This is a genomic window from Nakamurella flava (assembly GCF_005298075.1).
GTDB classification, from domain to species: Bacteria; Actinomycetota; Actinomycetes; order Mycobacteriales; family Nakamurellaceae; genus Nakamurella; species Nakamurella flava.
Genome location: NZ_SZZH01000001.1, coordinates 2,386,508 through 2,411,535 on the forward strand (window position 1 = coordinate 2,386,508; position 25,028 = coordinate 2,411,535).

Annotated in this window: 24 protein-coding genes and 1 pseudogene; 9 read left to right on the forward strand and 16 right to left on the reverse strand. The window is 71.6% G+C overall.

Annotation, left to right across the window (positions count from 1 at the left end):
- Nucleotides 1–5 precede the first annotated feature (5 nt).
- On the forward strand, nt 6–1,010 hold the full coding sequence (locus FDO65_RS10795; RefSeq protein ID WP_137449287.1) for a LacI family DNA-binding transcriptional regulator: 1,005 nt from the start codon (nt 6–8) through the stop codon (nt 1,008–1,010).
- Here FDO65_RS10795 and FDO65_RS10800 read toward each other — a convergent pair.
- Genes FDO65_RS10800 through FDO65_RS10810 form a run of 3 tightly spaced genes read right to left on the reverse strand, consistent with a single transcriptional unit; the run spans nt 1,000 to nt 2,838 of the window.
- Nucleotides 1,000–1,536, reverse strand: coding sequence for an SRPBCC domain-containing protein (locus FDO65_RS10800; RefSeq protein WP_137449288.1), 537 nt, complete (start codon nt 1,534–1,536; stop codon nt 1,000–1,002). The genes FDO65_RS10795 and FDO65_RS10800 overlap by 11 nt on opposite strands.
- Entirely contained in the window at nt 1,533–1,922 is a 390-nt protein-coding gene (locus FDO65_RS10805; RefSeq protein WP_137449289.1) for an ArsR/SmtB family transcription factor, read from the reverse strand. The genes FDO65_RS10800 and FDO65_RS10805 overlap by 4 nt, the downstream gene beginning before the upstream one ends.
- Before the next feature lie 40 nt (nt 1,923–1,962).
- Entirely contained in the window at nt 1,963–2,838 is an 876-nt protein-coding gene (locus tag FDO65_RS10810) for an aldo/keto reductase (RefSeq protein WP_137449290.1), read from the reverse strand.
- A gap of 674 nt (nt 2,839–3,512) precedes the next feature.
- Here FDO65_RS10810 and FDO65_RS23315 point away from each other — a divergent pair.
- Nucleotides 3,513–3,869, forward strand: a pseudogene (locus FDO65_RS23315) (endonuclease domain-containing protein); the annotation flags it as partial.
- A gap of 99 nt (nt 3,870–3,968) precedes the next feature.
- Here FDO65_RS23315 and groL read toward each other — a convergent pair.
- Both groL and FDO65_RS10825 read right to left on the reverse strand, forming a co-directional pair.
- Nucleotides 3,969–5,594: a chaperonin GroEL gene (gene groL, locus FDO65_RS10820; RefSeq protein ID WP_137449291.1), complete on the reverse strand. Its 1,626-nt coding sequence runs from the start codon at nt 5,592–5,594 to the stop codon at nt 3,969–3,971.
- Between the two features lie 205 nt (nt 5,595–5,799).
- A complete protein-coding gene (locus tag FDO65_RS10825) occupies nt 5,800–6,660 on the reverse strand; it encodes a serine/threonine-protein kinase (RefSeq protein WP_137449292.1) in 861 nt (286 codons plus the stop codon).
- A 103-nt stretch (nt 6,661–6,763) separates the two neighbouring features.
- Here FDO65_RS10825 and FDO65_RS10830 point away from each other — a divergent pair, with 103 nt between their 5' ends.
- Both FDO65_RS10830 and FDO65_RS10835 read left to right on the forward strand, forming a co-directional pair.
- Nucleotides 6,764–8,494 (forward strand): Mur ligase family protein, encoded by a 1,731-nt coding sequence (locus FDO65_RS10830; RefSeq protein WP_137449293.1) that lies wholly within the window; start codon nt 6,764–6,766, stop codon nt 8,492–8,494.
- Between the two features lie 77 nt (nt 8,495–8,571).
- Nucleotides 8,572–9,033, forward strand: coding sequence for a hypothetical protein (locus FDO65_RS10835; RefSeq protein WP_137449294.1), 462 nt, complete (start codon nt 8,572–8,574; stop codon nt 9,031–9,033).
- Nucleotides 9,034–9,049: 16 nt separating this feature from the next.
- Here the strand turns inward: FDO65_RS10835 and FDO65_RS10840 are convergent, their stop codons facing one another.
- The 4 genes from FDO65_RS10840 to FDO65_RS10855 form a co-directional block, all read right to left on the reverse strand.
- Nucleotides 9,050–10,984, reverse strand: coding sequence for a CheR family methyltransferase (locus FDO65_RS10840; protein WP_137449295.1), 1,935 nt, complete (start codon nt 10,982–10,984; stop codon nt 9,050–9,052).
- On the reverse strand, nt 10,981–12,015 hold the full coding sequence (locus tag FDO65_RS10845) for a chemotaxis protein CheB (protein ID WP_137449296.1): 1,035 nt from the start codon (nt 12,013–12,015) through the stop codon (nt 10,981–10,983). Before FDO65_RS10845 ends, FDO65_RS10840 begins: the two co-directional genes overlap by 4 nt.
- Before the next feature lie 25 nt (nt 12,016–12,040).
- Complete coding sequence (locus tag FDO65_RS10850) at nt 12,041–12,811, reverse strand: GAF and ANTAR domain-containing protein (RefSeq protein WP_166442113.1); 771 nt, start codon at nt 12,809–12,811, stop codon at nt 12,041–12,043.
- A 132-nt stretch (nt 12,812–12,943) separates the two neighbouring features.
- A complete protein-coding gene (locus tag FDO65_RS10855; RefSeq protein ID WP_137449298.1) occupies nt 12,944–13,846 on the reverse strand; it encodes a sugar phosphate isomerase/epimerase family protein in 903 nt (300 codons plus the stop codon).
- Nucleotides 13,847–13,953: 107 nt separating this feature from the next.
- Here FDO65_RS10855 and moeA point away from each other — a divergent pair, with 107 nt between their 5' ends.
- Both moeA and mftM read left to right on the forward strand, forming a co-directional pair.
- Nucleotides 13,954–15,168, forward strand: a complete 1,215-nt coding sequence (gene moeA / locus FDO65_RS10860; protein WP_137449299.1) for a molybdopterin molybdotransferase MoeA — start codon at nt 13,954–13,956, stop codon at nt 15,166–15,168.
- Between the two features lie 245 nt (nt 15,169–15,413).
- Nucleotides 15,414–16,385 carry a mycofactocin oligosaccharide methyltransferase MftM gene (gene mftM / locus FDO65_RS10865; protein ID WP_137449300.1) on the forward strand — a complete coding sequence of 324 codons (972 nt, stop codon included), beginning with the start codon at nt 15,414–15,416 and terminating at the stop codon, nt 16,383–16,385.
- A 17-nt stretch (nt 16,386–16,402) separates the two neighbouring features.
- Here the strand turns inward: mftM and FDO65_RS10870 are convergent, their stop codons facing one another.
- From FDO65_RS10870 to mftR, 7 genes are all read right to left on the reverse strand, one after another.
- On the reverse strand, nt 16,403–17,068 hold the full coding sequence (locus FDO65_RS10870) for a MadR family response regulator transcription factor (protein ID WP_137449301.1): 666 nt from the start codon (nt 17,066–17,068) through the stop codon (nt 16,403–16,405).
- The gene (locus tag FDO65_RS10875) at nt 17,065–18,462 is read right to left on the reverse strand and encodes a MadS family sensor histidine kinase (RefSeq protein WP_137449302.1); all 1,398 of its coding nucleotides are present in this window, start codon (nt 18,460–18,462) and stop codon (nt 17,065–17,067) included. Before FDO65_RS10875 ends, FDO65_RS10870 begins: the two co-directional genes overlap by 4 nt.
- A 12-nt stretch (nt 18,463–18,474) precedes the next feature.
- Nucleotides 18,475–19,677, reverse strand: coding sequence for an iron-containing alcohol dehydrogenase (locus FDO65_RS10880; RefSeq protein ID WP_137449757.1), 1,203 nt, complete (start codon nt 19,675–19,677; stop codon nt 18,475–18,477).
- A gap of 85 nt (nt 19,678–19,762) precedes the next feature.
- Complete coding sequence (locus tag FDO65_RS10885) at nt 19,763–20,035, reverse strand: DUF4242 domain-containing protein (protein ID WP_137449303.1); 273 nt, start codon at nt 20,033–20,035, stop codon at nt 19,763–19,765.
- Nucleotides 20,036–20,185: 150 nt separating this feature from the next.
- Nucleotides 20,186–20,881, reverse strand: a complete 696-nt coding sequence (gene mftE, locus FDO65_RS10890) for a mycofactocin biosynthesis peptidyl-dipeptidase MftE (protein ID WP_137449304.1) — start codon at nt 20,879–20,881, stop codon at nt 20,186–20,188.
- Nucleotides 20,874–22,388, reverse strand: coding sequence for a mycofactocin biosynthesis glycosyltransferase MftF (gene mftF / locus FDO65_RS10895; protein WP_137449305.1), 1,515 nt, complete (start codon nt 22,386–22,388; stop codon nt 20,874–20,876). Before mftF ends, mftE begins: the two co-directional genes overlap by 8 nt.
- A 32-nt stretch (nt 22,389–22,420) precedes the next feature.
- Nucleotides 22,421–23,065, reverse strand: coding sequence for a mycofactocin system transcriptional regulator (mftR, locus tag FDO65_RS10900; RefSeq protein ID WP_276606845.1), 645 nt, complete (start codon nt 23,063–23,065; stop codon nt 22,421–22,423).
- 115 nt (nt 23,066–23,180) lie between these two features.
- Between mftR and mftA the strand changes: the two genes are divergently transcribed.
- The 3 genes from mftA to mftC all read left to right on the forward strand — a co-directional run bounded on the left by mftA (nt 23,181) and on the right by mftC (nt 24,982).
- On the forward strand, nt 23,181–23,303 hold the full coding sequence (gene mftA / locus FDO65_RS10905; RefSeq protein ID WP_137449307.1) for a mycofactocin precursor MftA: 123 nt from the start codon (nt 23,181–23,183) through the stop codon (nt 23,301–23,303).
- Nucleotides 23,304–23,444: 141 nt separating this feature from the next.
- Nucleotides 23,445–23,768 (forward strand): mycofactocin biosynthesis chaperone MftB, encoded by a 324-nt coding sequence (gene mftB, locus FDO65_RS10910; RefSeq protein ID WP_137449308.1) that lies wholly within the window; start codon nt 23,445–23,447, stop codon nt 23,766–23,768.
- Nucleotides 23,765–24,982 (forward strand): mycofactocin radical SAM maturase, encoded by a 1,218-nt coding sequence (gene mftC / locus FDO65_RS10915; RefSeq protein WP_137449309.1) that lies wholly within the window; start codon nt 23,765–23,767, stop codon nt 24,980–24,982. Before mftB ends, mftC begins: the two co-directional genes overlap by 4 nt.
- Nucleotides 24,983–25,028 lie beyond the last annotated feature (46 nt).

The window sequence follows — 25,028 nt, forward strand, 5'->3', positions numbered from 1 at the left end:
TGACCATGAGCAGACCACCGTCGATGGCCGACGTCGCGCGCGCCGCGGGCGTCTCGGTGACGACGGTGTCGCACGTGCTCAACGGCACCCGCGCGGTCAACGGCCAGACCGAGCAGCAGGTCCGGTCGGCCATCGACGAGCTCGGCTACCGCCGCAACACGGTGGCGCGCGCCCTGGCCACCGCGCGCACGATGATCGCCGGGATCTGCGTGCCCATCACCGGCAACTCGACCTTCCCCGTGCTGGTCGACGTCATGGAGCGCCTGCTCGCCGAACACGGCTACTCCGTCGTGCTGCACAACACCCGCGATGACCCCGGTATGGAGCACCGGGTCGTGGAGCATCTGCTGGACCTGCGGGCGGACGGCGTCATCCTGGCCCCGGCCCTCACCACCCTCCGCCCTCCCCCGCGTCTGCCCATGGTCCTGCTCGACCGCTTCGCCGACGCGGACTGTGACCAGGTGGCGTCCGAGAGCGTCAGCGCTGTCGCTACTCTCACCACCCACCTAGCCGACCGCGGCCATCGCCGGATCGCCGTGGTGGCCGGTCATCCCGAGCTGTCCACCACCGGGGACCGGCTCGCCGGGTACCGGCAGGCGGTCACCCGGCTCGGTCTCGACGCCGACCCCGCCCTCGTCGTGCGGGGTGAGTCGGAGGTGGCGACGACCCGCGAGGGCATCGTCCAGTTGTTCTCCCGGCCGGATCGACCGACGGCGGTGGTGAGCACCAACAACGTCATGACGATCGGGACCCTGAGCGGGCTCAAGGATCTCGGCCTGCAGGTTCCGGAGGACGTCGCCGTGGTCTGCTACGACGACTTCGAATGGGCCGACATCGCCACCCCGAGCCTGACGGCGATGGAGCAGGACCTGACCGGGATGGCCACCCGGGCTGTCGAACTGCTGCTGCGCCGCATCGCCGAGCCGGACGCCGAGATCGTGCGGGACCGGCTACCGGTCGCCTTCCATCATCGGACCTCCTGCGGCTGCGGTCCTTCCGTCAGTCAGTGAACAGCGCCCGGTAGGCGGCGGAGCCGGACTCGTAGTCGCTCCAGGCCACCGCGTCGACATCGGTGCCGTCCATCGCCGCGACCAACCGGTCCAGGTAGTACTCCCAGCCCGGTCCGACGCTGGCGACCATGTCCGGGCCCAGCGGCCCGTCGGCCAGCGCCTGCACGAACGTGAGGGTGGTGACGCCGTCCTTCTCGACGAGGTCGACCCGCAACGCCCAGTGCACGCGTTCACCCGAGCCGTCCTCGCTGAACGGGGCGGCCGCTCGACTCCGAACAGCGAAACGCCCTGGCGGCTCGCAGCTCTCGATGTCGTAGACCTCCTCCGGAACGTCGTCGCCCTCGGCCGTCATCCGGAACGCGATCGACCCGGCCGCAGGGTCCCCGCTCCACGTGCCGATCCAGCGCCGCATGCGATCGGGGTCGCTGACGGCGGCCCACACGTCCTCGATGCCGGCGCGGAACTTCCGCGTCAGCACGAGAACCTCCTGTCCGTCCCGGTTCTCGCGGCGTCCGGTGATTCTCATGCGGTGTCCTCCTGGGCGTGCGCGGTGGTGTGGACGCCGGCCCGGTGCTCGCGGACCGTGCGACGCACCTCCAGTTCGAGGCCGTCGAGCAGGTGGGCCGCGATGGGTGGATCCGCAGTCAGGGCGGCAATGAATGCCCGGACTGGCAGCAGCCCGTCGGGAGTGAGCCGGTAGTGCCGCTCCCGACCGCGGTCCTCGGCGGTCACCAGACCGGCCTGGCCCAGCACCCGCAGATGACGACTGACCGCGGGTCGGCTGATGCCGCCCGCGGCCGCCACGTCGTCCGTCAACTCCGCGGTGAGGTCGACGACCCGCTTCGGGCCGGAGCGCAGAAGGAACAACACGGCCCGCCGCACCGGATCGGCCATTGCCGTGAACACGTCCACGCCGCAAATGGTAACGCCGCGGTTACCGATCCGATAGGGGTCAGGAGGCCGAGCAGCGGGCCAGCTCCTCCTCGCTCAGCTGCAGGTGGGTGGCCTGCGCGGAGTCGACGATGGACGCCGGGCGGCGGGCCCCGGGAATCGGGATGACGTGCCCACCCAACGACAGCTCCCAGGCCAGCACGACCTGCTGTGGGCTGACGCCGTGGGCCTGCGCGATCTCGGCGAACGCCGGGAACCGTTGCCCCACCTCACGTCCGCCACCGCCGGTGCCACCGAGTGGGCTCCAGGGCAGGAACGCGATGCCGTGCTCGCCGCAGAAGTCCAGCTCGTCCTGGCTGCTGCGGAACCGCGGGGAGAACTCGTTCTGCACGCTGGCGAGGCCACCCTCGCCGAGCACCTCGACCGCGACCTCGATCTCCTCGACGTTGGCGTTCGAGATGCCGATGGCCCGGATCTTGCCCTCGTCCTGGAGGGTCTTGAAGTGGCCGATGACCTCGCCGTAGACCTTCCAGCGGTCCGGACGGTGCCACTGGTACAGGTCGATCTGCTCCACCCCGAGGTTGCGGAGCGACTTCTCCACCGCCTGCCGGAGGTAGGCCAGCGAACCGTCCCGCCCCCACGTCTCCCCCTCGCCACGGGTGATACCGCCCTTCGTGCCGACGACCACGCCGTCCAGGCTGCCGCCGTAGGCCTTCAGGGCCTTGCCGATGAGCACCTCGTTGTGCCCCATGGTGTCCCACGACGGGGCGTAGATATCGGCGGTGTCGATGAACGTGACGCCGGCGTCCAGCGCGGCGTGGATGGTGGCGAACGCGTCCTGCTCGTCGGGCAGCTTGTTGTCGTTGTTCATCGACATCGGCATACCGCCGAGCCCGATCGCGGAGACGGTGAAAGGTCCGAGGGTGCGGGTCTGCATGCCCCCACGCTAGACGCGGTTCGACTTCCGCCGGTGGCGCACCTGCACCTGCAGCTGTCATCCCCATTCCGGACCGTCATTCACATTCCAGGTCACGGGCTGGAATGTGCTGTTCGCCCACGTGACGCTCAGCCCATGCCGCCGGCCAGCCGTCCCGTTCCCCCACCCGTCATCTCTCTCGCACGACGCCAGGATGGGCTCGTCACGCGGGCTCAAGTGCTCGACGGCGGAATGACGAGGACCCAGCTCGACAGTTGCCTGAGGCACGGCCGGTGGTCATCCGTTCTGCCGAGGGTCTACCTCACGGCGGCAGCCGAGCTCACCGGTCGCCGCTGGACACGGGCGGCGGCGCTCTGGGCCGGGGCCGATGCGGTCCTGCTGGGCGTGACCGCTTTGCAGTGGCAGAGGCGGACGAGCGTGACCCCGGCCCGCATCGAAGTGGCGCCCCGAGATGTTTGCGAAATCCACCCACCGTCCCGCACGGACTCCCACCTGTCGTCGCTCGCCGGCTCCAGCTCGCCGAGGAGTGGTGCATCCGGTGGGACGGCATCTGGACCGTCCGCACCGAGTACGCCCTCGTGCAATCGATCGCTGCGTGCGGGGCGGAACTTCTGGACGAAGCGGTCCGCCGGCACCGCGTCGATGTCGCGATGGTGCAGGAGGCTGCTCTGGCCATGGGCCGACGACCGGGATCGGGAAGGGCCGGGCAGATTCTTCGGGCAGCAGCCGACGGCGGGATCTCGAAGGCGGAAAGGCTTCCGCACCGCCGTCTCCGTCGGTCGGGAATCGTGGGCTGGCGAGGCAACGCGTCGGTCACCCTGACGGCCGGTGGGAGAAACGAGACCAGGGTGGCCGACGTCCTGTTCGACGACGTCCCGCTCATCGTCGAAGTCGACGGGTTCGCCTGGCACACCGATCACGAGCGGTTTCAGGACGATCGGCACCGACAGAACCTCTTCGTCGAAGCCGGTTGGACCGTCCTGCGCTTCACCTGGCAGGACATCACCGGGTATCCGGATCAGGTGGTTGCGACCGTTCAGCACCACTCGACCCAGGAACACGACGAACGCCGAAGGGCGGCCCCTTGCGGGACCGCCCTTCGGATGGAACAGATCAAGCAGGAGCAGGACTCAGAAGTCCATGTCCCCACCGGGCATGCCGCCCCCGGCCGGGGCAGCGGCCTTCTCCGGCTTGTCCGCGACCACGGCTTCGGTGGTCAGGAACAGCGCGGCGATGGACGCAGCGTTCTGCAGGGCGGAGCGGGTGACCTTGGCCGGGTCGATGATGCCGGCCTTGAGCAGGTCCTTGTACTCGCCGGTGGCGGCGTCCAGACCCTCGCCCGAGGGCAGGTTCTTGACCTTCTCCGCCACGACGCCGCCTTCGAGACCGGCGTTGATCGCGATCTGCTTGAGCGGAGCCTCGATGGCGACCTTGACGATGTTCGCCCCGGTGGCCTCGTCGCCGGTCAGCGACAGATCGGCGAGAGCCTTGGTGCCGGCCTGCAGCAGCCCGACGCCACCGCCCGCGACGATGCCCTCCTCGACGGCCGCCTTCGCGTTGCGAACGGCGTCCTCGATGCGGTGCTTGCGCTCCTTGAGCTCGACCTCGGTGGCCGCGCCCGCCTTGATGACCGCAACACCGCCGGCCAGCTTGGCCAGGCGCTCCTGCAGCTTCTCGCGGTCGTAGTCGGAGTCGCTCTTGTCGATCTCGGAGCGGATCTGGGCCACGCGGCCGGCGATCTGCTCGGCGTCACCGGCACCGTCGACGATGGTGGTCTCGTCCTTGGTCACGACGACCTTGCGGGCGGTGCCCAGCAGGGAGATGTCGGTGTTCTCGAGCTTGAGGCCGACGTCCTCGGTGATGACCTGGCCACCGGTCAGGATCGCGATGTCCTGCAGCATGGCCTTGCGACGGTCGCCGAAGCCCGGGGCCTTGACGGCGACGGACTTGAAGGTGCCGCGGATCTTGTTGACCACCAGGGTGGCCAGCGCTTCGCCGTCGACGTCCTCGGCGATGATCAGGAGCGACTTGCCGGACTGGATGATCTTCTCCAGCAGCGGCAGCAGGTCCTTGACCGTGGAGATCTTCGAGCCGTACAGGAGGATGTAGGGGTCCTCCAGGACGGCTTCCTGACGCTCCTGGTCGGTGGCGAAGTACAGGGAGATGTAGCCCTTGTCGAAGCGCATGCCCTCGGTGAGCTCGAGCTCGAGGCCGAAGGTGTTGCTCTCCTCGACGGTGATGACACCTTCCTTGCCGACCTTGTCCATGGCCTCGGCGATGAGCTCGCCGATGGCCGGGTCAGCGGCGGAGATCGAGGCGGTAGCCGCGATCTGCTCCTTGGTCTCGACCTCCTTGGCGTCGGACAGCAGCTGCTGGCTGATGGCCTCGACAGCCTTCTCGATGCCCTTCTTCAGGGCCATCGGGTTGGCACCGGCGGCGACGTTGCGCAGCCCTTCGCGCACCAGCGCCTGGGCCAGGACCGTGGCGGTCGTGGTGCCGTCACCGGCGACGTCGTCGGTCTTCTTGGCAACTTCCTTGACGAGCTCGGCACCGATCTTCTCGTACGGATCGTCGAGCTCGATCTCCTTGGCGATCGACACACCATCGTTGGTGATGGTGGGCGCGCCCCACTTCTTCTCCAGGACGACGTTGCGGCCGCGCGGCCCCAACGTCACCCGCACGGCGTCGGCGAGGGTGTTCATCCCCCGCTCGAGGCCGCGACGCGCTTCCTCGTCGAAAGCGATCAGCTTGGCCATGAGGTGTGCATCCTCCGAGCTTGTGGCGTATGTGCTGCCGGCGGCGATGCCCGCGACGGACGAAGCTGCGGCCGGACCGTCAGGTGGCCCGACCGAGCGGCTTCTCACCGCACCGACCTGGCACTCAGGGTACCCGAGTGCCAACCCCGAGTCTGGCACTCGACCGGGTCGAGTGCAAGAAAGCCGATCACCTTCCCGGATGGGATCAGGCGGCCAGCGCCGCCCCGGCCGCCCCGACGAGATCGGCGCACCGCGCGAACCGGTCGGCGGGATCGACGGACAGCCCGACCGCGATGACCTCGTCCAGGGCGGTCGGCAGACCGGTCAGCGCGGCGAGCGACGGGGCCACGCCACCCAGGTGTCCGGTGACCACGCTGGGAACGTCCCCCACGTACGGCGGGCGACCGGCCAGGCACGCGTAGAGCAGGCAGGTCAGGGAGTAGACATCGGCAGCCGGCCCGACCCTCGCCCCGAGCAGCCGCTCCGGTGCGGCGTACCGGGGCGACCCGACGAACTGGTCCGGCGGGGCCGGTGCCTCCTGCACGCGGGCGCCGCAGCCGAAGTCGGTGAGCACCACCGCATCGGTGACGTCGACCGGCCGGCTCACCCCCGGGGCACGACACAACCGGCCGAGCAGCACGTTGGCCGGTTTGACGTCCAGGTGCAGGACGCCGCCGGCGTGGACGGAGTCCAGGCCCGCCGCCACCGCTCCCACGACGCGCAGGGCCGCGGTCGTCGCCAGTTCCGCGGCCGCGAGCCGGCGGGACAGGTCGATCCCCTCGACGAGCGGCATGACCAGGAACGGCCGACCGTCGACCTCCCCGCTGTCCACCACCGGGAGCACGTTGGGGTGGTCGACGCAGGCCGAGAGCCCGACCTGCACCTCGAAGGCGTCCGCAGTGGCGGCGTCCCCGCGGCGCTCGGGGTCGGCGATCTTCACCGCCACCGGGCAACCGGCCGGGGCCGGACCCGCGACCGCGCGGTACACCACGCTCGATCCGCCCCGGCCGATGCGGTCGCGCAGCCGGTAGCGGCCGAGCAGCGCGGGATCGGCGAAATCGGACACGGGTCGTCACCCTAACGAGCGATCCGGAGCGGGCCGGACCGGCGCGCGGACCGGGTCCTCGCCCCGAGGGCGCCACGATGTCGGGCTCTGGTTAGGTCAGGGCATGGCCGCGCCCACCCCCGCGCCGGACCGGGCCCCGGACGGACCCCGGGCCCTCCGTGTGCTCACCGGACCCAATCTGTACTTCACCCGACCGGCGGTGGCGGTGACACTCGACGCCACCGGCGTGCTGCGGGCCGACGCCGCCGAGGTGCTGGCCTGGCAACAGCCGCTGCGGGTGCGGCGGGTCGGGGTCGGTCTCCCCGATTCGCCGGCCCGGCACCGGGCGGCGGCGGATCTGGCCGCGGCCCTGGTGCGGCGGGCGGCGGTCGGGCTGACCGGCCGGCTGGCCGCGGTGGCCCGGATCGGTGACGACGAGACCGTCGTGGTCGCGTTCCCGTTCCGGCACCGTCAGCTGGCCGAGACGTTCGGGACGGCCGTCGGGCGGGCGTGGACGGCCATCACCCGCGACGGGGTCCCGGCCGCCACCGCGGTCGCCGACGCCACCGCCGCCGTCCGGGGAGCCGAGCCGGGCGAATCGGTGCGGCCCCGACGACCCGAGATCCCGGTGATCGCGGTCACCGGCACCAACGGCAAGACGACGACCACCCGGCTGATCGCACACCTGATCAGGACTGGTGGACGCATCCCGGGGTGGTCCTCGACGGACGGCATCGTCATCGACGGCGAGGTCGTGGAGACCGGCGACTGGTCGGGACCCGGCGGCGCGGCGCGGGTGCTCGACGACCCGCGGGTGCAGGTGGCGGTCACCGAGACCGCCCGCGGCGGCATCCTCCTGCGCGGGGTCGGCACCGCGGTCAACGACGTCTCGGTGGTCACCAACATCAGCGCCGACCACCTGGGCCTGCTCGGGGTGCACACCCTGGAGCAGCTGGCCGAGGTGAAGTCGGTCGTCGTCCGGATCACCCGCCCGGGCGGGTGGGCCGTCCTGAACGCCGACGACCCGCTGGTCCGGGCGATGCACGCGGTCACCCGCGCCCGGCCGTGGTTCTTCTCCCCCGATCCCGACTGCCCGCACCTGGACGAGGCGCTGGACGCCGGGGGCCGGGCGATCACCGTGGTCGACGGCACCATCGTGGTGCTCGCCCGCGGGCTCGACCCGGTGCCGGTCGCCCCGGTGCTCGAGGTGCCCATCACCCTGTCCGGGACGTCGCGGGTGAACGTGGCCAACGCGCTGGCCGCCACGGCTGCGGCCCTGGCGGTCGGGGTCGATCTGGCCGACGTCCGCGCCGGTCTCCGGTCGTTCGTCGCCGATGCCGACCACAACGCCGGCCGCCTGAACGTCTACGGCCTCGGCGGCCCCGACGGCACGGTCGTCATTCTCGACCTGGCCCACAACGAGGCGTCCCTGACGTCGCTGCTCGACGTGGCCGAGTCGTTCCGGCTGCCGGACGGGGTCCTCGGGGTGGTGCTGGGGACCGCCGGCGACCGCACGGACGACGCCATCCACGCGATGGGCGAGTTGGCGGCCCGGCGGACGGCGACCCTGGTCATCGCCGGCCAGGACCGGTACCGACGGGGTCGGGAACCCGGTGAAATGGAGGCGGTCTGGCGGGCGGGAGCGGCCGAGGTCGGGGTGGTCGACGTGCCGACCGTGGACGACGAGGCGCACGGGCTGCGCCACCTGCTCGATGCCGACCTGCCCCCCGGTTCGGTGGTCGCGGTGTGCGCGCTGGAGCAACGCGCCGAGATGGCCGCCGAGATCGCCCGGCGCGGCGGGGCGGCGCTGACCCCGGACCAGGTCGGCGAACGGGTCGGCCACGCGCGTCGTTGAGCCATCCCGGTCGGCGGGGTTGACACACCGGACCCACGGGAACACTCTCGGTCGATCCGCCGACGGGGGGAATGACGATGACCCACGACTCCACGGGATTCGGTCTGGCCGACGGTTTCGCCCTGGCCGGCGGCAATCTCGCCGAACTCTGGTGGCGGTACGTGGCGGTGGGCGGCCGGGCCGATCGGAACGAGCTGCACCGTCGGATGCACGCCGAGGTCACGGTCGACGGCCGGGAACACAATCTGATCGCCCAGGCGCTGAACGAGCTGTTCATGGATCGGCAGATCCCGACCTTCCCCGTGGCCTACCGGGCGGAAGCGGCCCCGCCCCGCCGGACGTCCCGGCCGTCCACCAGCAGCACACGAGCCCGACACTGGGCGGGCCTGGCCCGGCAACGCAGCGCGGAGGCCAATCGCCGTTCGGTCCACCTGCACCTGGTCGCGGCCCAGCTGATGCAGACCAGCGGCCAACTGCAGTTCGCCCGGGCCGCCCGCCACCGGGCGGATCAGGCTCTCGCCCGCTCCGGCCCCGGCTGACGGCGTCTGCTTCGTCTCACCCGGCGGCGTGCTCGGGCGCCGCCGGGTGCTCCAGCACGATCAGGGCGCCGGAGGACCGCTCGTCGCCGTTGACGAGGGCGGTGACCGTCGCGTGCAGGCGGACCGATCGTCCCCGCCGGTTGATCGCGTCGAGCGTGACCTCCGCGACGGCGGCGGGATCGGCCAGCACCTCCCGGATCAGGGGCTTGAGACGTTCCGTGGGGAGCCCACTGTCGAGGTTCAGCAGGTGCTGGCCGACGGTCTCGTGTTCGCGCAACCCCCACAGGTCCTCGGCCTGCCGGTTCCACACCTGCACGACGAACTCCGCGCTGACGACGATGACCGCGGCGCGCAGACTGCCGAGGACCGACTCCATGAAGTCGTTGAGGGTGCCGATCTGACCGGTGCGTTCGCGCAGCTCCTCGTTGGTCGACTGGAGCTCGTCGTTCATCGACTGCAGCTCCTCGTTCATGGTCTCGAGCTCCTCGTTGGTCGACTGCAACTCCTCGTTGGTGGTCTCGAGTTCCTCGACCGTCGACTGCAGCTCCTCGTTGGTGGTCTCGAGTTCCTCGTTGGTCGACTGCAGTTCCTCGTACGCGGTCTCCAGCTGCCGGTTGGCGGCCTCGAGTTCGTCCTGGAGCCGGCGGAAACGGGAGACGTCGTTCAGCATGATCGCCGTACCCAGCAGGCGTCCCCGGGGGTCGGTCAACGGGACCACCTGGATGTCGAGGATGAGGGTCTCGCTGGCCGAGCGATGCCACTCGACATCCCGCAGCCAGATGGTGGTCCGATTGTCCCGGGCGGCCGAGACCTGCGATCGCAGTTCCGCCGGTCGGTAGGACACCTCGAGATCCTGGAACAGGCGGCCGATGTCGCGCTCGCCGAGCGCGAGCAGGGTCCCGGCCCGGTTGTTCACCAGCGCCAGCCGGTCCTGCGGGTCGATCACCAGCTGGGCGACCGGGCTGGCCAGGAACGCCTCGGTCCGCAGACCGATCAGCTGCGTATCGCTGTCGGACCGCCGCTCCCCACCGCCGGCTCCGGTGGGCGCGCCCGCGGCGCGACCGGTATCGGCCCGGACCAGGCGGCGGAAGAACCGCCGCTTGAGGTCGATGGGTTCGAAGACCGACGTGTGGTTCAGCAGCATCTCGGCCTTGCCGAGGAACAGCACCCCGTCCGGCTTGAGGGCGAACCCGAGCCGGGACACGATGCGCGACTGGGTCTCGGCGTTGAAGTACATCAGCGCGTTGCGGCAGGCCAGCAGGTCGATGCGGGAGATGGGCGCGTCCTGCACGAGATCGTTGCGGCCGAAGATGACGTTCCGACGCAGTTCCTTGGCGAAGGCGAAACGTCCACCGACGGGCTCGAAGTACTTCTCCAGCAATCCCGCCGGCAGGCCCCGCATCTCCCGATCGGGATAGGTCGCCTGCCGGGCGACGGCCAGGGCCTCCTCGTCGACGTCGGTCGCGTAGATCTTCACGCGCTGCCGGAAGTCGTTGATGCCCATGGCTTCCGCGAACACCATCGCCAGGCTGTACGCCTCCTGCCCGGTGGCGCAGCCGGCACTCCAGACCCGGATGGGCCGCCCCTCCGACCCGGCGAGCAGGGCCGGAACGATGTCGCCGATCAGCTGGGCCCAGGCGTCCTCGTCCCGGAAGAAGCTGGTCACGTTGATGAGGATGGTGTTGAACAGCGCGGTGAATTCGTCGGGATGGACCTGCAGGTAGTCGTGGTACTCGTCGAACGTGGGCACGCCGACCTGTTGCATCTGGTGCCGCACCCGCCGGGTCAGGCTGGCCCGCTTGTACCCGGTGAAGTCGAACGCCCGGCTCTCCTTCAGGAAATCCAGCAGACGCTCGAAGCTCTCGTCGACCTCACCGTCGGCCGACGTGTCCGGGTGGGCCGGGCCGCGCGTCGCCCGGCGGCCCTCGTCCTGTGGCGAACCCTCGGTCATGGCCCGATCCGATCACGTCCGGCCCCGTGGGGCGCGGAACCCTCCGGTGCGCCGAGGTGGGCCTGTATCAACGTCCGGATCACGCCGGCGGCATCGGTCGCCTCCGCCGCCTGCTCGGCGAAACGCCCGGCGGTGACGGCGTTCCCCCGCTCGTCGGCCCGGTCGCGCAGGGTGACGGCCAGGGCCGCCTTCTCCTCCAGCACCCGCAGGGCCATCCAGAGGGCCCCGTCCAACTGCTCGGCCTGCTGTCCGAGCAGCCCCTCGGCCGACCAGGCGTGGCCGACCCGGCAGCGGTAGCGGACCAGCGTCGCGTCGGGTACCTCCCACAGGACCCCGCTGCAGTCCGGGCACGAGTAGCCCGACGGAGCACCTGATCCGCTGACCTCGGCGCGCGCGTCGTCGTCCATCAGGGCCACGTCCGCCTCCTCGTCCACCCGCCGCGCGACGACCGGGTCCTGGTCGCCGATGTCCTCCAGGCACAGACGCTGCAGCAGGGCGGGGATCTCGGCCGCCGGGAGGACGTGGTCGACCGGGACGCCGGCGAGGGCGTTGCTCGGCATGCCCTCGTACAGCGCGTCGGCCGGGTCCTGGACGACCGCGACCCCACCGCGCCCGACCACCGCGGTCAGGCCGGCCGTCCCGTCGTCGAGGGCCCCGGAGAGCACCACCCCGATCACCCGGGCCCCCCGGGCCCGCGCCGCCGTCCGGAACAGCACGTCGGCGGCCGGGCGCAGCCCGTTCTCGCGGGGTCCGCGGGTCAACGTGACGTGCCCGTCCAGCACGACCAGATGGTGATCGGGCGCAGCGACCCAGATGACCGATCGACCCAACGGCTCGTGGTCGGCCGGGTGGCGGGCCGGCAGGGCCCCGGACCGGGACAGGATGTGCGGCAGCACGCCGGCCCCATTGGCGGGGGTGTGCAGCACCACCAGAACGGCGGCGGGCAGGTCGGCCGGCAGACCCCCGACCACCGTGCTCAGGGCCTCGACACCGCCGGCGGAGGCCCCGATCACGATCACGTCGCGGTGCACGGGCCCACCTCCCGACCGGGTCGCCTCAGGACAGTTCCCCGGCGGCGATGAGGTGTTCGGCCACGTCCCGCAGGCTGCTCCGGGTGGCGGCCGACCGGTCGACGAGCAGGGCCAGCGCCCGGTCCGGAGACAGCTGCAGACGCTCCATCAGAATGCCCTTCGCCTGCCCGATGACGTCCCGGGTGCGGGCGGTCGAGCGGAAGTTGCGGTGGACCGCCTCGCTGTCCAGGGCGATACCGGCGTACAGGCCGAGCAGCCGGGCGATGCGGTCGCTGTCGACCGAGAAGGCAGCGGGCCGGTCGGCATAGACGCTGAGGACCCCCATCGGCCGGGTCTGGTGGCCCAGCCGGTGGCAGAGAGCGGCCCCCGCTCCCAGTTGACGGGCCAGCGGAGCAAAGCGTGGCCAGCGACGGTCGGCGACGAGATCACAGGAGTGCACGACCGCCCCGGGGGTCGCCGGGATGGTGATGACGGGCCCGTCGTCGGTGTCCTGCTGAGCCTGATCGATCAGCCGGGCCACCCGATCCGTCCAGGCCCGGGTGACCAGTCCGGACTCGTCGGCGACGGTGATGGTCGCCCACCGGGCTCCCTCGATCTCGGCGACCGCCGTCTGCACGATGCGTTCGAGGTGCCCGGTGGGTCGCAGGTCGAACTCTTCGACCAACCGGTGCAGGCCGGACATGCCCTGGGGTTCGACGAGGGCCAGGGTTCCGTGGTCGCCCCCGGTCGGGGGCGGGGTGGCGACAGTGCGATGTCGGATGAGGGCGCCGTGATCGGCGCGGGTCTCGTCGGCCACGACCGCTGACCTCCGGGGGGAAAGGACCGTACGTCGCATCGAGTTGAACGTGTACGGATCCGTCCCGAATCTTGCCCCTTCGACCGGTTTTTGACCAGTGGCCGACCGGCTGCAGCCCGTGACCCGGGGGGGTCAGCCCACCAGGCTGCGGACGTAGTCGGCGCTGGTCCGGACGTCGCGAACCGGCCCCTCGTCGGCCGGCTCGGCGTGCAGGATCGTGTCCTGCTCCAGGACGTACCAGCCGTCGTATCCGCGACCGCGCAGCGTCGTCACGATGCTGGCGATGTCCACGTCACCGGTGCCGAGCGGGCGGTACATGCCCTTGGCCACGGCCTCGGTATAGGTCAGGCGGCCGCCGCGGACCTGGGCGGCCAGCGTGTCGTCGACGTCCTTGAGGTGGGTGTGCGCGATGCGCTCCGGCGCCTGCCGGGTCAGCTCGGCCGGGTCGGTGCCGCCGATGAGCAGGTGCCCGGTGTCCAGGCACAGCGAGATCTGCGAGCCGGCCAGCACGCGCTCGACCTCGGGTCCGTTCTCGATCATGGTGCCGACGTGCGGGTGCAGCACGGCCTTGACGCCGACCTCGGCCGCACGGGCGGAGATCCGGTCGAGGTTGCCCAACAGCAGCTTCCAGCCCTGCTCGTCCAGCTCGGGCCGGCTGTCGTACCCGACCTGGCCGGAATCGGCCGAGAGCACCAGGGTGTGGGCGTCGGCGGCGGCGAAAGCGGTGAGCACGCGCTCGATCTCCGGCATCGGGTCGACGTCCGGCCGGTACATGACCACGGGGGTGAAACCGCCGACGGCGGTCAGGTGGTGGTCGGCCAGCACGGTGGCCATCTGCTGCGGGTCGGCCGGCAGGAAGCCGTCCGGGCCGAGTTCGGTCGCGGCCAGGCCGACGTCACGCATCTCGGCCAGCACCCGCTCGGGGGTGAGCTGGTAGCCCCACCCGGGCACCTCGCACACACCCCAGGAGATGGGGGCCCCCGCGATGCGGTTGGCCCCGGAGGGCGATGACGACGGCGTCGTTGCGGCGGTCATGAGGCATCCCGGAGGCTCGTGCGAACGGACGCTGATACGTCCTGATGTCGGGACAAACCTTAACCGGGCCGGTGGGTCGGCGCGACCGGTGAGGGCAAAATGAGGCCATGCGTACCGTCGCCGAGCACGCCTCGGCTCTCGCCGCTCTCGTCGGTCCGACCCCGGTGGTCGCGACTCCGCTCAACGAGGCCCTCGGGCTCGTCCTGGGCCGCGACCTCATCGCCCCCGTCGATCTGCCGCCGTTCGACAACTCGGCCATGGACGGCTACGTCGGCCGTGCCGCCGACCTGCCGGCGGACGGCACCTTCCCGCTGACCCTGCCGGTGAGCCACGACATTCCGGCGGGACGCTCCGACGGTCGCCCGCTGGCCGCCGGCACGCTCGCCCGCATCATGACCGGCGCCCCGCTGCCGCCGGGCGGCGAGGTCATCGTCCCGGTGGAACGCACCGACGGGGGCGTCGACCGCGTCCGCATCGACGGGGCCCCCGCCCCGGGTGTGCACGTGCGCCGCCGCGGCGAGGACCTGACCGCCGGCACCGTCGCCCTCGCCGCCGGTACCGTGATGGGCCCGACCCAGATCGGGCTGGCCGCCGCGCTGGGCCTGGCCACCGTCGACGTCCGGCGCCCCCTGCGGGTCACCGTGCTGTCCACCGGCTCCGAGCTGATGCCCCCCGGGAGCGCTCTGGAGCCCGGTCAGATCTACGAGTCGAACTCCCCGATGCTCGCCGCGGCCCTGCGGGCCGTCGGGGCCCAGGTCCGCATCGAACACTTCGTCGCCGACGACGTCCCCGCCCTGCTGGCGGCCCTGGAGCAGGCCGCCACCGGCGCCGATCTGCTGCTGACCTCCGGCGGGGTGTCGGCCGGCGCCTACGAGGTGGTCAAGGATGCGCTGACCGGCCCGGGCGGGGCGGACGGCGCTCCGGCCGTCGACTTCGTCAAGGTGGCCATGCAGCCCGGGATGCCCCAGGGCGCAGGGCGTTTCGCCGGCGTTCCCCTCGTCACCCTGCCCGGCAACCCGGTCAGTTCCTACGTGTCGTTCGAGGTCTTCCTGCGACCGCTCGTCCGGGCCGCGATGGGCCACCCCGACGTCATGCGGCCGGTACTGCGGGTGCCGCTGGCCGACGCGATCAGCTCACCGGCCGGTAAGCGGCAGTTCCGCCGCGGGCATCTGGACACCGAGGCCGGAACGGTCTCCGCCTGGGGTGGTCCCGGTTCCCACCTGCTGTCCTGGCTGGCCGGCGCGGACAGCATGATCGTCGTCGACGAGGACGCCACGAGTCTGCAGCCCGGCGACGAGGTCGAGGTCTGGCTGCTCGACTAGAGAGCCTGTCTCGCAAAAGCGGCGAGACAGGCTCACCTGTGCCTTCTGGCGCCCTCGCAAGCTCGGGCGGCCGCCCCGTCCACCGGGACAGGTGCCGCCCTGCCCGGCCCGGCAGGGCGACCCGGACGCCGCGACGGTTGTCCGAACCCGCCTGTCCCCGGCCGCCGTCCCGGTGTTGGCTGAGCAGGGGACGACACGGTGTCGTCGACCGCTCACAGCGCCGGTCCGGGTGGGAGTGCGAAACGATGGTCGTGACTGCTGACTCGTCCACCGTGACGCGGGCCCGGTTCCGGGTGGAGGACGACCGGATCCCCCGACTGACTCCCATCGATCCGTTCCGGGCGCTGGTCGACCACCGGTACGACGACGGCCTGGTCGTCGTCATGGCGCGCGACAGCCCGGTGTCGCCCGTCGACACCCGGCTCGTGCGGACACCGCACTTCGAGGTCTGGCGACATCAGCGGCAGTTGGTGGTGCGCCACTGGGTGTCCCCCGCGGAGGTCGACGACGGCCTGACGAGCGTCATCAACGACGAACTCTTCGGGCCCGGGTGGGTGACCGGCAGCGAGATGTTCGAACGCATCTTCACCGGCATCGTGCTGACCTCGGCCCCCACGGCCATCGAGGCCTGGATGCTGTTCTACCGCAACAGCCTTCGGCGGTACGACGGGGTCCGTGACCCGCGGGCCGGCGAGGTCGGCCGCAACGCCCTGGCCGATTTCGCCGCCATCCATCGGCACGCCGACGCGCTGGTCCCGCCCGATGCGACCGTGCTGGAGCTGGGGTGCTGCTTCGGTTTCCTGTCCTTGCGTCTGGCCCGCGAGACCGGCCGCACGGTCATCGCCTCGGACCTGTCCGCCGGGACCGTGTCCCTGCTGCGAGCCGTGGCCGATCGACTGGACGTGCCGTTGCAGACGCTCGTCGCCGACGCCGCCCGGATCCCACGTCCGGACGACAGTGTCGACGTGGTCCTCCTGGTCCACCTGCTCGAGCACCTGGAACCGGAGCACTGCCGCCGGGCGATCGACGAGGCCCTCCGGGTGGCGACCCGCCGGGTCGTCATCGCCGTGCCGTACGAGGACGAACCGACCCCCGCCTTCGGGCACCTGTGGACGCTCGACGAGAGCGATCTGCGGTCCTGGGGGCAGGCCACCACCGGCTGGAACTGGTCAGTGCATGAACATCTCGGCGGCTGGCTGGTGTTCGACCGGACGTAGCACCGGGGACCGGCAGGTCAGATCAACCCCATCTTCCCGGCCAGGTGCACGGCCTCGGAGCGTCGGGAGACCCCGAGCTTGCGCAGGATGTTGCCGACGTGGAACTTCACGGTCGTGTCGGAGATGAAGAGCTTGCGGCCGATCTCGACGTTCGACATCCCGCGGGCCATCAGCTCGAGGACCTCCTGCTCCCGGGCGGTCAGTTTGCTCTCGGTCTCGACCGGGGCCGCATGGATGCCCCGGACCATGGCGGCCGCACTCCGGGCGTCGAAAGCGCTGCCGCCACGGCTGATGTCGCGGATGGCCCGGATCAGCGCCGAGGTGTCCACATCCTTGACGACGTAACCCCGGGCGCCGTTCTGGATGGCCGCCATCACCAGGTGGTCGTCGATGAACGTGGTCAGCACGAGCACCCCGAGTCCAGGATGGTCGGCGACGAGGGTCGCGCACAGATCCAGGCCCTCGGTGTCCGAACCGGTCGACAGCTTCAGGTCCAGGACCACGATGGCCGGCCGGACCTCGTTCACCACCGCCCGGGCCGACTCGATGGACGAGGCCTCGCCGACCACCCGGAAGTCCGGCTCCCGCTCCAGGATCGACCGCAGCCCGTGCCGGACGATCGCATGGTCGTCGATGAGGACGATGTCGATCGAGTCCGTGCCGGTCGCGACGGTATCGGTCATGACGTCTCCTCGACGGTCTTGGGGTCCAGGGGCGGATAGGCCGGTTCCATCCGGACCGGCAGCGGGATGCGGACCTCGATCCGCACGCCGCCGATCCGGGCCCGACGGAAAGCGATCGTGCCGCCGACCTTCTCGGCCCGGGCCGCCATGTTGGCCAGCCCGCGGTGCCGGCCGTCGGTGACCGCGTTGCGCTCGATGCGCAGCAGTCGGCTGAGGGTCACCGGGTCACCGTTGCCGTCGTCGGCCACGGCCAGCAGCAGCTGGTCCGGCCGGTAGCGCAACCGGATCACCGCCCGAGTGGCGCCCGAGTGGTTGGCCACGTTGAACAGCGCCTCCCCCGCGATCCGCACCAGTTCGTGATCCGGCCGGGGCCCGAGTGACGCCTGCGGCCCGCCCTCCACCCGGACCTGCACGGGCAACCGGGGGCGGTACTGGCCGGCCAGCTCGGACAGCAGCTCCGGCAGCGACGCCGGGTCCTCCCCGCTGGCGGCGTGGTGCAGGGCGTAGATGGCCTCCCGCAACTGTTGGATCGCCTGCTGGGTCAGATCCTTGGCCCGGTCGAGCTGCGCCCCGAGGGCACGTGCGGACGGACCGAGACCGGCGGCGTCGCCGCGGGCCATCTCCACCGCCATGCCGGCGCTGAGCACGTACTGGCTGACGCTGTCGTGCAGTTCCCGGGCGATGCGGTGCCGTTCGGCGTCCAGCAGCTCGCGTTGCCGGGCGGCCAGGAGCCGCTGTTCGGTGGCCCGCAGCTCCCGGGTCCGTTCGGTGAGATTGCGGTTCTGCTCGGTGGCCTCGTCGTAGAGCCGCTGGGCCCGCTGGTGCAGCGCGAGGCCGGCCTGGTACTGCTCGGAGGTGTGCAGGGCGACGGCCGCCTGGTTGGCCAGCACCCGCAGGACGGAGATGTCGCCGGGTTCCGGCGCGGCCGGCAGGTCGTGGACGGCGACCAGCCCACCGACCAACTGGCCCTCGAGCGTCATCGGAATCCGCACCAGGGCATCATCCGGCCCGGCGGGCGGGACCGAACCGGACCGGATGCGGGCCACTTCGTCGGCGACCACCGGCAGACCGTCCGGGCGTTCCAGGGCCTGCCCCCTCCGGTCGACACCGACGACCCGCGGGCGGGCCCGCAGCAGGGCGCCGTCGCACAACGCCAGCACCACCCAGGGAGCGGAGAGGTGATTGCCGGCGGCCCGGGCGACCTCCTCCAACAGGGCGCGGGGCCCCTCCCCGGTGCGGACCAGGGCTCGCGAGATGGAATCCAGTGCGCGCACGGTCCGCTGCATCCGCTCGTCGGAGCGGACGAACTCCCGGTAGTAGGAACGTTTTCCGGAGCGGATCCCGGTCAATAGGGCCAGATCCGGTCGTTCGGGGCTCGGCTGTCCTGCCGTCATCGACGCCGACCGTCAGAGCGCGGCACGGAACAGGCCCTCGATGTCGACGGCGTCCGCGCTCCGCGGGTTGGTGGTCAGGCAGGCGTCCTGCATGGTCGACCGGGCGAGTCGGGCGATGTCGTCGTCCCGGACGCCGATCGCCCGCAGACCGCTGGGCACGCCGACCTCGTCGCCCAGTCGCCGGACGTAGGCCGAGAGCTGTTCGGCCACCTCGTCGGCCGGCGCACCGGCCACCGGCAGCCCCACCGCGGCGGCGAGAGCCCGGAAGCGCTCGGGGATGGCCCGGGCGTTGTACCGGATGACGTGCGGCAGCAGGATGCCGTTGATGACGCCGTGCGGCAGGTCGAGCAGACCACCGACCTGGTGGCTCATCGCATGAGTGGCACCCAGGATCGCGTTGGTGAACGCCAGGCCGGCCTCCAGGCTGGCCTGCGCCATCTGGGTCCGGGCGTCCAGATCCTGCGGGCGCTGGATGGTGGCCGGCAGGTAGTGGCTCACCAGCCGGACCGCGGACAGCGCGTGCCCGTCGGCGAGCGGATTGTGGGCCAGCGACACGAACGACTCGATGCCGTGGGTGAGGGCGTCGAGACCGGTAGCCGCGGCGAGCCACTCCGGCATGGTCGTCAGCAGGCGCGGGTCGGTGATGGAGATGTCCGGCACCAGCGCGCGGCCCATGATGGTCACCTTCACCGCGTCGGTGGTGTCCGAGACGATGCAGAACTGCGAGACGTCAGCTCCGGTACCGGATGTCGTGGGGATCATCAACAACGGCGGGATGGCGCGGGTGACCCGGTCCACCCCCGCGTAGTCCAGGATCGACCCCCCGTTGCCGGACAGGATGGCGATGCCCTTGGCCGCGTCCATGCTCGACCCGCCACCGATGCCGATAAGCACGTCGCAGCCGGACTCCAGGTAGCGCTGGTAGCCGGCCGCGATCTCCGAGTCCTTGGGGTTCGGGGTGATCCCGCTCCAGACCACCGGGTCGAGTCCGACGTCGCGGAGGTGACGGAGCAGTTCCTGCACCCACCCGGCCTCCTGGACGCCGTCGTCGGTCACCACGAACGGTCGGCGCGCGCCCAGGCGCCCGGCGGCGAACCCGGCTTCGGCCAGCGCACCGAGCCCGAAGACGACCTCGGGGGCGTGGAACTTGACCACCGGCGCGGGCCCGTGGGCGTGGTCTCGCCCACCGGTATCGGACCCGTGGGATCGGACCAGCTCGTCGTGTCCGATCACGGTGCCCTTCTCTCCGTCGCTCGCGGGTGCTGGCACGCTCCCCGCCGGTCGTCGTCGACCCGGACGGTCACGACCCGTCGGCGGGGGAAATGGTACGCCGGACCGGTGCGATGGCGTCGCACGGAAATCCGCCCCGGGCGGCATGCTCCCGGATGAGTTCTGGATCCTGCGCGTCGTAGACGCAGTACAGCTTGTCGTCCGTGACGTAGGACTCGACCCAGCTGACGCCGTCGCCCAACTCGGCCAGCACCTCGTTGGACCGGGTGGCGACGGCCCCGATCTGCTCGTCGGTCAACGCGCCCGCCCCGGGCAGCGTGCGCTCGATGACGTAGCGGTCCATCGGTGACTCCCATCGTCGACGTCCAGAGAACGCGCCCCGACGCCGCCGACTCCCGACCGGCGGCGCTCGGGTACGGCACCCACGCTACGGACACCGGCCTTTCGGGCGAACCGCCCAAGGGACAGGTTCGGACCTACCCGATCGGGGAGGTCACTCCGTCGCCAGCAGGGTGCGGACGCGGTCGACCAGCCGGGCGGCCATGCCGTCGAAGATGCTCGCCCCCTCCCGCGCCGACGCACCGGTGGGATCGCCGAGCACCCCGTTCGCGCTGACGGCCCGGACCCCGCCGGTCGCGAGCCGCGGGAGCAGTTCGGCCAGGTCGGCCGTCGCGCCGGGGGCGGCACGGTGAAGGCGCACGGTGTCCGGGGCGAGGTGGAGCATCAGGCTGGTCTCCCGGTGGCCGGCGTGCGGGTCCGCCCGGGGCCCGCCGCTGGCCGCGTGGAACACGTGCAACGACCGCCCCTCGTACCGGGTGAGCGTGACGGCCTGGGCCAGGGCGTCGGCGTTGCCCCCGTGCCCGTTGACCACCAGCACGTGCCGCCAGTCGCCGGCGGCGTGCCGGACGAATTCGATCAGCAGCTGGGCGAGCGCCGGGGTACCGATCGACAGGGTGCCGGGGAAGTGCGCGTGTTCCCCGCTGGCGCCGTACGGGATGGCCGGGGCCAGACCGACCTCGGGGAGACGGCGGTGCACCCAGGCGGCCAACTCGGCGGCCACCACGGTGTCGGTGGACAACGGCAGATGCGGTCCGTGCTGCTCGGTGGAACCCAACGGGAGCAGCAGCACCCGGCGTGGCGCGGCGGCCACCTCGGGCCAGGTCGCCGCGGCGAGGCCGGGCTCAGACATGGTCGGCACCGGTGTCACGCGTCCGACGCCGGCCCACCCGGAGCCGGGGCAGGTCCCGGACCCGGGGCAGCACCGGCTCCAGGTGCCGCCGACGCAGCACCCCCTGCCAGACCCCCACCCCGTAGGCGGCGTCGTCCAGGGCGTGGGCGGCCATCGACTCGGCCCCGTCCCGGAGCCGGGTCGTCCAGGGCGTCGGCCCGGCGGTCGCTGCGCGGGTCCGGACGTCCTGCACGGCCTGGTGCAGCAGGCCGGCCACGGCGGCGGCGGCCAACCGCCGCCCGATCCGCGGCCGCAGCACCGCGACGACCAGCGTCAGCGGCAGCATCGGTCGCAGCAACCAGCGGCCCAGGGCGGCCCCGGCCCGCACGTGCCCCAGCCCGGCCAGCTTGCGGGCATGGGCCGGCGTGAGCTCGCGCATCCCCCAGGGGGCGATCGCCGCGGTGATGCCGCCCGCGGCCGCGCCGGCCACCGGGTGCACCAGCACGGCGAGCAGCCACGGTCCGAGCGACCACGCCGACACGTCCACGTGCCGCAAGGCGCCGGCATGCCGGCCGGCCAGGTCGGCCGCGCTGGTGCCGTACAACCGGCGCCGATCGAGCGCGGCGCCGAGGGTGCCCCGCGGACGATGACCGACGCGGACGTCCGGGTGGTAGCGCACAGCACCGAGCCGCGCGATCCGCCAGACCAGGTCGACATCTTCGCCGACATGCATGTCCTCGTCGAAACCGCCGACGGCGGCGAAGGATTCGGCCCGCACGAGCAGCGCGGCGCTCGGGACGTAGGAGACCGGCCGGCCCGGCCCCACCTCGCTCGGGGTGTCGCCCAGGTCGAGGGCGCAGACGCGCTGCTCGAACCACCCTCCGGACCCGGACCCGTCCAGCGGCACGATCTGCGGGGCGGCCAGCACGACCGCCGTCGCCCCGTCGTCGACCGTCACCCGGGCCTTGAGCCGGTCGATCCACTGGCGGTCGGGGATGGTGTCGGCGTCCAGGAACGCGATCCAGGGGGTCCGGGCGGCGGCGGCCCCGGCGTTGCGGGCCGCGGCCGGCCCCCGTGACCGCTCGTGGCGCAGGACGGTGAGACCGGGGCGTTCACCGGCCAGCGGGGTCAGCGGCACGGGTGACCCGTCGTCGACCAGGATCACCGGAAGGTCATTCGGCAGGCAGGCCAACAGCTCCCGGACCGGTTCGGCGGCGGACCGAGCGGGGATGACCAGCGTGACGTCGTCGTGGTCGGTCCCCGCCGGGGCCGGGGCGAGCAGCAACCCGCCCCCCTGCAGTCGGTGCAGGAGACGGTCGACCGCGGGTTGATCGGCCGGTAGTGACCGACCGCCGACCACGTCGCGCACCAGGTCGGCCCCGCGGCCGGTGAGGGTGACCACCCGGTACGGGGCGCCGCCGGCCAGAGTGGTGGCGTCCAGCCACCGCACCCCGGGGCCGAGACGCCACCGATCCCAGCGATGGTCCCTGGTCAGCACACCGGCGCCGCCACTCCTGCCCTCGCTCATCGCCCATCCGCTCCCGTCTCGTGACGCGTCGGTCAGATCGCCCTGGCCGGAACAGCTCTCGTACGGGATCCGCCCACCGGCACCGCGGGGAGGTCCACCAGCCGCAGGGCCGCGTCCAGCAGGTCGATGAGATCGGTGTGCTCGTCGACGAGCCACTGTTCGTAGGCCGCCAAAGCGGCCCCCAGTGCGAGGTGGCCGAGCGTACGGGGGATCAGATCCTGCGGGGTAGCACCCAGCCGGGTGGCGGCGAACCGCGCGACCACCTCCCGCCACGCCTCGTACCTCAGGGTCGAGTAGGCCTGCAGGGACGGGGATCCCAGGATCAACCGCATCCGGTCGCGGACCGAGACGGTGGCCGGCCCGTCGAAGGAGTTAAACGCGATCACCCCGCGCCGGATCGCCTCGACGACCGGCAGGGCGTCCGGGCAGTCGTCGAACCACCGCGCGAACGCCTCCAGACGACCGTCGAAGTCGCCCCAGACCGCGTCGTTCTTGGACGCGAAGTAGCGGAAGAACGTCCGGCGACCGATGCCGGCCGCGGCGGCGATCTCGTCGACCGAGGTGGCGTCGAAACCCTGCGCGGCAAACATCTCCAGGCAGATCCGCTCCAGCTCGGCCCGACTGGTCACCGCCGGCCGACCGGGGACCGCCCCGTCCGGACCTGTTCTTCTGGCCACGAAGCACCTATACCTTCGGACAGTTGACCCGTGACACCGGGTGTCAATACCGTCGATTGTGGCATCGGGCACAGCCGTTGTCATCCCCCGCAGTATCGGACCATGGAGGTTGGTCATGCCGGAAGTCATTGTCGACGAGAAGGTTTCGGGCTCCGCGGACACCCAGGACGTCACGCTGGTGACCAGCGACCTGTTGGTCGAGGACGTCTCCATCGACGGTATGTGCGGCGTCTACTAGAGCGCCGCGCACCGTCCGTCGGGCGGTCGGGAACGGGGCCCGTCAAGGCGCCGCTGACCGACCGCCCGTCCGGTCCCCGGCCCGCTCCGGGAACCCCACTTCCGCATCCGATCCGCCTGTCCCCGCCCCGGAGGTTCGCCGATGACCGCCGCAACGAACGGTGCGCCCACCACGAAGGACGCGACCATCCCGCCCTTCGTGCCTGATCTGCCCTACGAACTGCACCCGGCCGTCGAGGTCAGACCGGAGCCGTTCGGGGCGTTGCTGTACTCCTTCACCACCCGGCGCCTGTCCTTCCTCAAGGACCGCGACCTGGTGACGGTGGTCCGCTCCCTGGCCGATCACCCCACGGCGAGCGCCGCCTGCCGGGCGGCCGGGATCACCGATCCGCAGCGGTTGACCATGTTCGAGCGGGCGCTGGCCACGCTGGCCGCGACCGAGACCATCAGGGAGCGTCACTCATGACCACAGCAGTGTTGCCGCTGGTCGACCACTTCGCCCTCGGCCTGGACTCCCCCATCTGTCTGACCTGGGAGCTCACCTACGCCTGCAACCTCGCCTGCGCCCACTGTCTGTCCAGTTCCGGACGGCGTGACCCCCGCGAGCTGTCCACCGCCGAGTGCAAGGCCGTCATCGACGAGCTGGAGCGGATGCAGGTCTTCTACGTCAACATCGGCGGCGGCGAGCCGACGGTGCGACCGGACTTCTGGGAGCTGGTCGACTATGCCACCGCGCACAAGGTCGGCGTGAAGTTCTCCACCAACGGCATCAAGATCACTCCGGACGTGGCGCGGCGCCTCGCCGCCAGCGATTACGTCGACGTGCAGATCTCCCTCGACGGCGCGACCGCCGAGGTCAACGACTACGTCCGCGGGCGCGGCTCCTTCGACACCGCCATCCGGGCCATGGAGAACCTGGCCGCGGCCGGCATGGTCGGTTTCAAGATCTCGGTCGTCTGCACCCGCCAGAACCTCGACCAGCTGGATGCGTTCAAGGCCATCGCCGATCGTTATTCCGCTCAGTTGCGGCTGACCCGCCTGCGCCCGTCCGGCCGCGGCGCCGACGTCTGGGACGAACTGCACCCGACCGCCGCCCAGCAGCGGGAGCTCTACGACTGGCTGGTGCGCAACGGCGAGAACGTGCTGACCGGTGACTCCTTCTTCCACCTCGCCGCCTACGGAGAGGCCCTGCCCGGCCTCAATCTGTGCGGCGCGGGCCGGGTGGTCTGCCTCATCGACCCGGTCGGTGACGTGTACGCCTGCCCTTTCGCCATCCACGACAAGTTCAAGGCCGGCAACGTCCGCGACGAGGGCGGCTTCCGCACGGTGTGGCGGGAATCGGAACTGTTCCGCGAGTTGCGGGAACCGCAGAGCGGGGGCGCCTGCCGCTCGTGCTCGGCCTACGACGCCTGCCGGGGTGGCTGCATGGCCGCCAAGTTCTTCACCGGCCTTCCCCTGGACGGACCGGACCCCGAATGCGTCAAGGGTTTCGGGGAGATGGCGCTGTCCAAGGTCACCCCGGGCGCCTCACCCAAGCCGTCCGAGGATCATTCGCACTCCCGGCAGCTCAAGAACGGGCCGGTGATGCTCACGCTGCGGACCCGACCCGAACGCAGTTGCGACGAGAACCCCCTGTCCGGGCTGACTCCCGTGCGGGAGCCGGCCGGAGCGGCGAACTGACGCAGCCGTGCGTGTGGCGCCGCACCCACCCACCGGTCCGGCGCCG

Bases quoted from the DNA above. Each gene is read 5' to 3' on its own strand.
- FDO65_RS10795 (WP_137449287.1), top strand. From the start codon at position 6: ATGAGCAGACCACCGTCGATGGCCGACGTCGCGCGCGCCGCGGGCGTC.
- FDO65_RS10800 (WP_137449288.1), bottom strand. From the start codon at position 1,536: ATGAGAATCACCGGACGCCGCGAGAACCGGGACGGACAGGAGGTTCTC.
- FDO65_RS10810 (WP_137449290.1), bottom strand. From the start codon at position 2,838: ATGCAGACCCGCACCCTCGGACCTTTCACCGTCTCCGCGATCGGGCTC.
- groL (WP_137449291.1), bottom strand. From the start codon at position 5,594: ATGGCCAAGCTGATCGCTTTCGACGAGGAAGCGCGTCGCGGCCTCGAG.
- FDO65_RS10830 (WP_137449293.1), top strand. From the start codon at position 6,764: ATGGCCGCGCCCACCCCCGCGCCGGACCGGGCCCCGGACGGACCCCGG.
- FDO65_RS10835 (WP_137449294.1), top strand. From the start codon at position 8,572: ATGACCCACGACTCCACGGGATTCGGTCTGGCCGACGGTTTCGCCCTG.
- FDO65_RS10840 (WP_137449295.1), bottom strand. From the start codon at position 10,984: ATGACCGAGGGTTCGCCACAGGACGAGGGCCGCCGGGCGACGCGCGGC.
- FDO65_RS10855 (WP_137449298.1), bottom strand. From the start codon at position 13,846: ATGACCGCCGCAACGACGCCGTCGTCATCGCCCTCCGGGGCCAACCGC.
- moeA (WP_137449299.1), top strand. From the start codon at position 13,954: ATGCGTACCGTCGCCGAGCACGCCTCGGCTCTCGCCGCTCTCGTCGGT.
- mftM (WP_137449300.1), top strand. From the start codon at position 15,414: ATGGTCGTGACTGCTGACTCGTCCACCGTGACGCGGGCCCGGTTCCGG.
- FDO65_RS10870 (WP_137449301.1), bottom strand. From the start codon at position 17,068: ATGACCGATACCGTCGCGACCGGCACGGACTCGATCGACATCGTCCTC.
- FDO65_RS10875 (WP_137449302.1), bottom strand. From the start codon at position 18,462: ATGACGGCAGGACAGCCGAGCCCCGAACGACCGGATCTGGCCCTATTG.
- FDO65_RS10885 (WP_137449303.1), bottom strand. From the start codon at position 20,035: ATGGACCGCTACGTCATCGAGCGCACGCTGCCCGGGGCGGGCGCGTTG.
- mftE (WP_137449304.1), bottom strand. From the start codon at position 20,881: ATGTCTGAGCCCGGCCTCGCCGCGGCGACCTGGCCCGAGGTGGCCGCC.
- mftF (WP_137449305.1), bottom strand. From the start codon at position 22,388: ATGAGCGAGGGCAGGAGTGGCGGCGCCGGTGTGCTGACCAGGGACCAT.
- mftA (WP_137449307.1), top strand. From the start codon at position 23,181: ATGCCGGAAGTCATTGTCGACGAGAAGGTTTCGGGCTCCGCGGACACC.
- mftB (WP_137449308.1), top strand. From the start codon at position 23,445: ATGACCGCCGCAACGAACGGTGCGCCCACCACGAAGGACGCGACCATC.
- mftC (WP_137449309.1), top strand. From the start codon at position 23,765: ATGACCACAGCAGTGTTGCCGCTGGTCGACCACTTCGCCCTCGGCCTG.